This is a genomic window from Brevundimonas sp. EAKA (assembly GCF_000698025.1).
In the GTDB taxonomy this organism is placed as follows: Bacteria; Pseudomonadota; Alphaproteobacteria; order Caulobacterales; family Caulobacteraceae; genus Brevundimonas; species Brevundimonas mediterranea_A.
The window spans coordinates 1-8278 of the sequence record NZ_JMQR01000127.1 but is presented as its reverse complement, the minus strand read 5'-3'; the positions used below and the strand labels follow the sequence as shown (position 1 = coordinate 8278).

10 protein-coding genes are annotated in these 8278 nt (G+C 66.4%); 5 read left to right on the top strand and 5 right to left on the bottom strand.

Annotation, left to right across the window (positions count from 1 at the left end; translation table 11 throughout):
• Positions 1-247 precede the first annotated feature (247 nt).
• Positions 248-442: a DUF2842 domain-containing protein gene (locus ER13_RS14315; RefSeq protein WP_035310276.1), complete on the bottom strand. Its 195-nt coding sequence runs from the start codon at positions 440-442 to the stop codon at positions 248-250.
• Entirely contained in the window at positions 442-693 is a 252-nt protein-coding gene (locus tag ER13_RS14310) for a hypothetical protein (protein ID WP_008260584.1), read from the bottom strand. Before ER13_RS14310 ends, ER13_RS14315 begins: the two co-directional genes overlap by 1 nt.
• 135 nt (positions 694-828) lie before the next feature.
• On the opposite strand from ER13_RS14310, the gene ER13_RS14305 reads away from it, so the two are divergent.
• A complete protein-coding gene (locus ER13_RS14305) occupies positions 829-1929 on the top strand; it encodes a COX15/CtaA family protein (RefSeq protein ID WP_035310274.1) in 1101 nt (366 codons plus the stop codon).
• On the opposite strand, the gene ER13_RS14300 is transcribed toward ER13_RS14305, so the two are convergent.
• Positions 1898-3283, bottom strand: a complete 1386-nt coding sequence (locus ER13_RS14300) for an alkaline phosphatase PhoX (protein ID WP_035310272.1) — start codon at positions 3281-3283, stop codon at positions 1898-1900. The genes ER13_RS14305 and ER13_RS14300 overlap by 32 nt on opposite strands.
• Before the next feature lie 265 nt (positions 3284-3548).
• On the opposite strand from ER13_RS14300, the gene rplM reads away from it, so the two are divergent.
• The 4 genes from rplM (at position 3549) to msrB (ending at position 6124) form a co-directional block, all read left to right on the top strand.
• Positions 3549-4022 carry a 50S ribosomal protein L13 gene (gene rplM / locus ER13_RS14295; RefSeq protein ID WP_183196355.1) on the top strand — a complete coding sequence of 158 codons (474 nt, stop codon included), beginning with the start codon at positions 3549-3551 and terminating at the stop codon, positions 4020-4022.
• 2 nt (positions 4023-4024) lie between these two features.
• A complete protein-coding gene (gene rpsI, locus ER13_RS14290) occupies positions 4025-4519 on the top strand; it encodes a 30S ribosomal protein S9 (RefSeq protein ID WP_008260755.1) in 495 nt (164 codons plus the stop codon).
• A gap of 101 nt (positions 4520-4620) precedes the next feature.
• Entirely contained in the window at positions 4621-5556 is a 936-nt protein-coding gene (gene argC / locus ER13_RS14285; RefSeq protein WP_035310270.1) for an N-acetyl-gamma-glutamyl-phosphate reductase, read from the top strand.
• Positions 5557-5620: 64 nt separating this feature from the next.
• Positions 5621-6124 (top strand): peptide-methionine (R)-S-oxide reductase MsrB, encoded by a 504-nt coding sequence (msrB, locus tag ER13_RS14280; protein WP_035310268.1) that lies wholly within the window; start codon positions 5621-5623, stop codon positions 6122-6124.
• On the opposite strand, the gene ER13_RS14275 is transcribed toward msrB, so the two are convergent.
• Complete coding sequence (locus ER13_RS14275) at positions 6121-6498, bottom strand: hypothetical protein (RefSeq protein WP_035310266.1); 378 nt, start codon at positions 6496-6498, stop codon at positions 6121-6123. The two genes, msrB and ER13_RS14275, sit on opposite strands and share 4 nt — an antisense overlap.
• The gene (gene phaC, locus ER13_RS14270; RefSeq protein ID WP_081836248.1) at positions 6495-8243 is read right to left on the bottom strand and encodes a class I poly(R)-hydroxyalkanoic acid synthase; all 1749 of its coding nucleotides are present in this window, start codon (positions 8241-8243) and stop codon (positions 6495-6497) included. The genes ER13_RS14275 and phaC overlap by 4 nt, the downstream gene beginning before the upstream one ends.
• Positions 8244-8278 lie beyond the last annotated feature (35 nt).

Here is an 8278-nt window from a genome sequence, read left to right as displayed (position 1 = left end):
GGTCTGGGTGGGGGCGGTCTGGGCCGAAGCGGCGCCCGCGAGCAAGGCGGAGGCGGCGGCTCCAAGCAGCAAGGAGCGGGAGGAGGAAGTCAGACGCATGATAAATCTTTCACCGGAGGGTGATGTAGTTATGAGATAACATCACACTTGGTCAAGACTGTCGCAGCCTCGCGCGTTTCATCCTCAAGGCCTGTGGCGGATGGGAGACTGTGATCGGTGACCTTGAACGGTCAGGTCCCATGAAGGGTCAGCCCCGCTCGGCCCACTTCAACAGGGGAATGAGCGGCAGGCCCCAGGCTGTGCCGCCGACGCCGAAGAACAGGAAGTCGATCCAGGGGGAGGCCGGCAGGAGCCCGCGCAGGGCGATCAGGCCCCAGACCCAGAAGATCAAAAAGGCCAGCACGCCGACCGCCGCGACGAATCGGCGCGCACGGGGCGGCATCAGCGCTTGTTCCGGAACAGGAAGAAGGCGACCAGGCAGACGCCGGAGCCGATCAGGGCCCAGGGCACCCAGGCCCAGCTGTCCATGGTGCTGACGGCGAAAACCCGCACCGCCAGGAACCAGCCGCAGGCCAGGCCCACGCCGGACACCAGGCTGGTTCCGCCAAAGCCACGGCGGCCGGTGAGCAGATCGGCGATCCAGGCCAGCAGAAGTCCGCCCAGAACGGCGGCGACGATGTCGGCGTATTCCAACCCTGATCTCCTGCGGCGTCAGCGCCGTTAACTCAATCCGACTCGATCTTGTCGCGTCGGGCGGGCATACCGCCACGGTCGCGATTTGGTCACGGTCGAGCGCGACACCATATCCGGGTCAGTGTCGGGCGTCGAATGAACCGTTTCGGAAATCCAGATCGCAATCGCGCCGTCGCCGTGTGGCTGTTCGCCACGGCGGCCGTCGTCTTCCTGATGGTGGTGGTCGGCGGCATCACCCGCCTGACCGGATCGGGTCTGTCGATCACGGAATGGCAGCCCATCATGGGCGCGGTTCCGCCGCTGAACGACGCCCAGTGGGCCGAGGCCTTCGACAAGTACAAACAGATTCCCCAGTACGCCCAGATCAACGCCGGCATGAGCCTGGGCGAATTCCAGGGCATCTTCTGGTGGGAATGGCTGCACCGCCTGATCGGGCGTGTGGTCGGCCTGGTGTTCGCCCTGCCGCTGGTCTTCTTCCTGGCGTGCAGGATGTCGCCGCAGCGTTCGGTCCTGCGGCAATGGGCCATGCCCGACCGGCTGATCTGGCGCTGCGTGCTGTTGCTGGCCCTGGGCGGGCTTCAGGGGCTGATCGGCTGGTGGATGGTGTCCAGCGGCCTGTCGGAGCGGGTCAGCGTCGCGCCCGAGCGTCTGGCGACCCACCTGGGTCTGGCCTTCGTTCTGTTCGCCGCCCTGATCTGGACCGGGCTTGAGGCCTGGAACGGCGAGGATCACGGGCGCGCGCCGGGCGGATGGGCGCGCGGCGCCGGGATTCTGCTGGGCGTGGTCTTCGTCCAGTGTCTGCTGGGCGCCCTGGTCGCGGGCGGTCACGCGGGACTGGTCTATACCGACTGGCCGCTGATGGACGGGGCGGTCCTGCCGCCGGCCGACTGGAGCCTGGGCGCCGGGGCCTTCCTGCATGACAAGGCCCTGATCCAGTTCAATCACCGGCTTGTGGCCTATGGCCTGCTGATCGCCGTCAGCATCTACGCCTTTCAGGCCTGGCGTTGGCGCGTGGCCGAGGGAATGGGGCTGGCGGCCTTTGTCCTGGCCGCCGTGGTCTGGCTTCAGGCTGTGCTGGGGATCGTCACCCTGATGCACGCCGTGCCGGTATGGCTGGGCGTGCTGCACCAGGCCGGGGCCGCCGTCGTCCTGGCTGTGGCGACGGCGAACCTTTGGCTGGTGCTGCGGGCTCAGCCCCGGATCTTCATGTCCGGACCGAGGACCATGGGCCTCTGATCGCCAGGGTCATGCCCGGGTACATGATGTTGACGAACAGCACCTCGCCGTCGGGCGAGAAACAGGCGCCCGCGAACTCGGAGTTGCCGGTGAAGACGTTGCGCCCGATCGTATAGACCTTGCCGTCCGGGGTGACGCCCTTCAGGTGGTTGCGGACGTCGGTGGAATAATTGTCCTCGCACAGGATCAGATGGCCCCACGGCGCGACGGTGATGTTGTCGGCCATGTTCATCGTCTTGACGTCCGTGCTTTCGACGAACAGCTGCAGCCGGTCGGTCGCGCCGTTCAGGCCGGGAACAAGTCGCATCACCTGACCGCGCCGGATCGGCCCGCCGGACGTTGCGGTGAAGTACATCTCATTGTCGCCCCACCAGACGCCTTCGCCGCGGGCCACCCAGGCCGCACCGGCGGCGTGACCGCGCTTGGCCAGGTCGCCGTTCGGGGATTCGACGTCGTCCAGGTCGATCCACTCGATCTCGCGCCAGTCGCCGACCTCCCACGTGCGGGCGTCATGGTTGCGGGTGTCCGCCGCGGGGACGCCCTTCAAGGCCAGGGCCTGAAGCCTGCCGCCCCGGACCAGTTCGCCGGGCGTGTTGGGAATGAAGCGATAGAAGAGGCCGGTGTGATCGTCCTCGGTCAGATAGACGATGCCTGTGCGCGGATCGATGCAGACGGCCTCGTGATCGAACCGGCCCATGGCCTTCAGCGGCACGGGATCGACCAGGCCGGTCGCCGTCGAGGGCACTTCGAACACCCAGCCGTGGCTCTTGGTCACGTCGGCGTCGGCGGGCGTCTCAAGGGTTTCTTCGCAGGTCAGCCAACTACCCCAGGGCGTCGGGCCGCCGCAGCAGTTGGTCGAGGTGCCGGCCAGGGTCATATGCTGGCTGACCTTCTGCCGCGTCTTGAGGTCATAGATGATTGTGGAGCAGCCGCCGGGCAGGGGGCGGCCGTCCTTGTAGGTGTCATAGGCCTTGGCCGCATCCAGCAGACCGAGACGTTCTTCATGCAGACCGCCTGGGCCCAGATTGCGGTGCAGGCCGGAAGAACCCTTCAGCTCGTGATTGACCACCAGGGCGACCCTAGATCCTTCCAGCGGGAAACAGGCCATGCCGTCGGGTTGACCCGGCACGAACAGTCCGTCGTCCATGGTGTCGCCGCCTTGGACCACCACTTGGTAGGAGAAGCCCTCGGGCAGATCGAGCAGTCGGTTCGGATCGGTGATCAGCGGGCCATAGCCGTGAACCTCGTTGACATAGGTTTCTTCGCCGGCGGTCTGGGCGGAAGCGTGGCGGGCCAGTCCTGCAAAGGCGAGGGCGGCGCTCGAGGCGATCAGGCCGCGACGGTGAAGATTCATAAGGAGGCTCCGAAGGGTTTGGTCCCCGATGACTGTGAATGGCTATGGTTTGATGACGAACGCCGTTAATTTGTAACGGAGAAACAGCTCGTTTCGACGGGTATTTTAATACCGTATATAGAATATCGCTTCAAAACAGTAGCTTGCACCACATGTCGCGCTTTTCGACGCGTTGACGCGGCTTATCGTCTCCTGTATCAGCGCGCCTTCATTCGGTTCCTTCGGGGGCCGGACCCGATTTTCGTCTCCAGGAACCCCCTCAATGCTGAAGAGCACCACGGCTTCGTTGAAGCCGGCCGAGGTCGAGAAGAAATGGATCCACATCGACGCCGAAGGCGTCGTCGTGGGCCGTCTCGCGACCTTCATCGCCAACCGTCTGCGCGGCAAGCACCGCGGCGACTACACCCCGCACGTTGACTGCGGCGACTATGTCGTCGTCACCAACGTCGACAAGGTGGTGTTCACCGGCAAGAAGTCGACCGACAAGGTCTATTATCGCCACACCGGCCACCCGGGCGGCGTCAAGTCGACGACCCCGGAGAAGGTTCTGGGCGGTCGCTTCCCCGAGCGCGTGCTCGAGAAGGCCGTCGAGCGCATGCTGCCGAAGGAAAGCCCGCTGGCCCGCAAGCAGATGACGCACCTGCGCCTGTTCGCCGGCGGCGCGCACGAACATGAAGCCCAGCAACCGGAAACGATCGACTTCAAGTCGGCGTCGCCCAAGAACACCCGGAGCGTCTGAGCATGACCGACGTGACCAACACCGAAGCCGCCACCGGTTTCGACGCCCTGAAGGGCCTGAGCTCTTCGGTCGAGAACGACGCCCCCGTCTATGTCCAGAAGCTGGACGCCCAGGGCCGCGCCTATTCGACCGGCAAGCGCAAGAACGCCATCGCCCGCGTCTGGGTGAAGCCCGGCACCGGCAAGATCACCATCAACGGCAAGGACCAGGAGCAGTATTTCGCTCGTCCCGTGCTGCGCATGATGATCGCCCAGCCGCTGACCGTCTCGGACCGCGCCACCCAGTATGACGTCGTCTGCACCGTCGAAGGTTCGGGCCTGTCCGGCCAGGCCGGCGCCATCCGCCACGGCCTGTCGCACGCCCTGACGCATTTCGAACCGGAACTGCGCAAGGTCCTGAAGCCGCACGGCTTCCTGACCCGCGACAGCCGCGTCGTCGAGCGCAAGAAGTACGGCCGCGCCAAGGCTCGCCGTTCGTTCCAGTTCTCGAAGCGCTAATCGCGTTCACGCGGTTTGGATTTGGGGCGCTTCGGGGAGACCCGGAGCGCCCTTTTTCTTGTCTATCTTCTCCCGCATGGGGGAAGGGTCAGGAGCAGCCTATGACCCACACCATCTTCATCGACGGCGAAGCCGGCACCACGGGCCTCGAAATCCGCGAGCGGCTGGAGGCGCGCTCGGATCTGGAGCTGATCCTGCTGGGCGACCGTCGGCGCGATGTCGAGGCGCGGCGCGAGGCGTTGAACAGCGCCGATGCGGTGATCCTGTGCCTGCCGGACGACGCGGCGCGCGAGGCGGTGGCCATGGTCGAGAACCCGTCGGTCAAGGTGATCGACGCCTCGACCGCCTATCGGGTCGCGCCGGGCTGGGCCTATGGCTTCCCCGAGATGGACGCAGGCCAGCGCGCCTTGATCGCCCGGTCGCAGTTCGTGTCCAACCCCGGCTGCTATCCGACCGGCTTCATCGGCCTGATGCGGCCGCTGGTGAAGGCGGGCCTGGTTCCGGCCGGCCATCCGGTCACGGTCAATGCGGTCTCGGGCTATTCCGGCGGCGGCAAGGCCATGATCGCCGAATTCGAAGCGGAAGGCGCTGCAACCGCCTATCGCGCCTATGGTCTGTCGCTGAAGCACAAGCATGTGCCGGAGATGACGAAGCACACGGGGCTGAGCCGCGAGGTGCTGTTCGCCCCCGCAGTGGGGAATTACCGCCAGGGCATGCTGGTCGAGGTTCCGCTGCACCTGGCCGCCCTGCCGGAAACCCCGTCGGTCGAGCGGATTCATGGGGCCCTGGTCGAGGCCTATGACGGTCAGTATTTCGTCGAGGTGGCCGATCTGGACGAGACCGAGGCCATGACCGGTCTGGAGCCCGAGGGGCTGAACGGCACCAACCGCCTGCGTCTGCATGTGTTCGGCGACCGGTCCGGCGAACAGGCGCGTCTGGTCGCTCTGCTGGACAACCTGGGCAAGGGGGCCTCGGGCGCGGCGGTGCAGAACCTGAACATCCTGCTGGGCTTGGATGAGGCGACCGGTCTGATCTGAAGCCCTGATCGGGAGAAGAAACGAGGCGAGAAACCTTTCCCCTCGTCCCGTCGTACTGGGTGGCATGACCCAGTCCCCGATCCTCCATCGACGCGGCCTTCTGGCAGGCGCCGGCGCGCTGGCCCTGGCCGCCTGTTCGCCCGAACCGTCCCAGGCGGGGCAGGGGGTCTACGCCGCCTCGCCCTATCGTCGCGTGTCGGACGCCGACTGGCGACGGCGGCTCGGCGACGCGGCCTGGCGCGTGATGCGTCACGAGGACACCGAACGCCCCTACACCAGTCCGCTGAATGACGAACATCGCCGTGGGACCTTCGTCTGCAAGGGGTGCGACTTGGCGCTGTTCCGCTCGAACTGGAAGTTTGATTCCCGCACCGGCTGGCCCAGCTTCTATCAGGTCATCGCCGCCAACATCGGCCGCAAGCGCGACCTGGCCATCGGCATTCCCCGCACCGAATACCACTGCGCCCGCTGCCTCGGGCATCAGGGGCATGTGTTCAACGACGGGCCGCGCCCCACAGGCCTGCGCTATTGCAACAACGGCGTGGCGCTGAAGTTCGTGGCCGCCTAGCCGCGATTGGCGCGTACAGCCGAATCGACCGTCACCCCGAACCAGACCGCCGCAATGATGATCAGCAGGCCGTAGTCGTGGCCCGGCAGGAAGACCGGGGCGACGGCGGCGGCGATGACCAGCGCGGGAAACAGGCCGGCCCAGGCGGCGGTTCCGGGCGAGGCCGCACGGATGACCGGCTGCGGCGTCGGGCGGTTCATCCGGCGGGCCATCCAGCCGTTCAGGGCGACGAACAGGACCGAACAGACGACGGCGCTGATCACATATTTCGCCGTATTGCCCGGCTCGCCGAAGGTGGCCGCCGTCATGATCAGCAGGATCAGGGCGACGCCCGTGCTGACGGCCAGCAGGATATTGGGTTCGATACGGTTCAAGACTTCACTTTCACATACAGACCCGGTGCCGGCGCCAGGGGCGGGAGCGGACCCTTAGCAGGGTCGCGCGCCGGAATCCTGGCCCCCGAACGATCATGCAGCCAGCCGGCCCAGTGGTCCCACCAGCTGCCTGGATGTTCGACGGCCCCGGCCTGCCACTCGGCCAGGGTCCCGGGCAGGGCGGGGTTGGTCCAGTGCTGGTATTTCCGCGCCGCCGGGGCGTTGATCACCCCGGCGATATGGCCGGACCCGGCCAGGGTGAAGGTCACGTCCGGGCTGCCGAACAGACGGGCCGAGCGATAGACCGAGTTCATCGGGGCGATGTGATCCTCGCGGCTGGCCTGGAAATACAGGGGGATGGCGACCTTCGACAGGTCCGCCGTCAGGCCGCCGATCTCGAACACGCCGCGCGCCAGGGCGTTGGCGCCGTACATCTGGCGCAGATAGGCCAGGTGCAGGGTCTTTGGCATTCGGGTCTGGTCCGCGTTCCAGAACAGCAGGTCGAAAGCGGGCGGATCCTTGCCCAGCAGGTAGTTGCTGATGAAGAAGGACCAGATCAGGTCGTTGGAGCGCAGGGCGTTGAAGGTGTCGGCCATGGCGGCGCCGGGCAGGACCCCGCCGGCGGCGTCCATCTGGCGTTCGATCTCGGCGATCCAGTGTTCGTCGGTGAACAGCAGCAGATCGCCGGCCTCGGCGAAGTCGTGCTGGGCGGCGAAGAAGGTGGCGGCGGCGACGCGCGGGTCGCCCTTCGCCGCCATATGGGCCAGAGCTGCGCCCAGCAGGGTGCCGCCGATGCAATAGCCGACCGCGTTCAGCCGGTCTGCGCCGGTCTGCTCCAGCGTCTTGTCGATGGCGCGATAGACGCCTTTTTCGAGATAGTCGTCGAAGCCGAGGCCCGCCTTGTCGAGGCCCGGATTGACCCAGGAACAGACGAAGACGGTGAAGCCCTGGGCCGACAGCCAGCGGATCATCGAATTGGTCGGCTGGAGGTCGAGAATATAGAATTTGTTGATCCAGGGCGGGAAGATCAGCAGGGGGATCTGATGCTGGGTCTCGGTCGCCGCATCGTACTGGATCAGTTCGAACAGGTCGTCGCGCCACACCACCTGGCCCGGCGCGGTGGCGACGTTCTCGCCGACGACGAACTTGCCGTCGTCGGCCTGGCTGATGCGCAGCGAACCGCCGCCGCGTTCCAGATCGGCGGCGAAATTCTGCATCCCCTTCACCAGGGATTCGCCGCTGGTCTCGGCCAGGGCCTTCAGGGCCACCGGGTTGGAGGCCAGGAAGTTGGACGGCGAGAAGGCGTCGGTCAGCAGGCGGGTGAAGAACTGGGCGCGCTGCTTGACCGCCGGATCGACGTCCTCGACCCCCGCGATCAGCCCGTTCATCCAGTCCGAGGTCAGCAGATAGGAGCGGCGCATCATGTCGAACATCGGATTGTCCGACCAGGCGGGATCCTTGAACCGCTTGTCGGCGGGGGCGGGCGGCATCGGCTCGCCGGCCGCCTGACGCGCTGTGCCGGTCCACAGATCCATATAGCGGCTGAACAGGTCGGCCTGGGCCTGGAAGAGCTTTTCGGGACGGGAGGCCAGGCTGCTCATGACCGAGGTCATGGCGGGGCCGACATGGAACGGGTCGGGCGACAGGGCGGCGGGGCGGTCGGCCTGGAACAGGGCGGCCTCGGCGAGCGCGCTCTGGGCCATCATGGCCGCCTTGGCCAGGTTCATCGACAGGGTTTCGAGCAGTTGGGCCTGGTCGGCGCCGGGGAAGGGGGCAGGGG

Excerpts from the sequence above, each read along its gene's own strand:
- ER13_RS14315 (WP_035310276.1), bottom strand. The coding sequence starts at position 442 with ATGCCGCCCCGTGCGCGCCGATTCGTCGCGGCGGTCGGCGTGCTGGCC.
- ER13_RS14305 (WP_035310274.1), top strand. The coding sequence starts at position 829 with ATGAACCGTTTCGGAAATCCAGATCGCAATCGCGCCGTCGCCGTGTGG.
- ER13_RS14300 (WP_035310272.1), bottom strand. The coding sequence starts at position 3,283 with ATGAATCTTCACCGTCGCGGCCTGATCGCCTCGAGCGCCGCCCTCGCC.
- rpsI (WP_008260755.1), top strand. The coding sequence starts at position 4,025 with ATGACCGACGTGACCAACACCGAAGCCGCCACCGGTTTCGACGCCCTG.
- argC (WP_035310270.1), top strand. The coding sequence starts at position 4,621 with ATGACCCACACCATCTTCATCGACGGCGAAGCCGGCACCACGGGCCTC.
- msrB (WP_035310268.1), top strand. The coding sequence starts at position 5,621 with ATGACCCAGTCCCCGATCCTCCATCGACGCGGCCTTCTGGCAGGCGCC.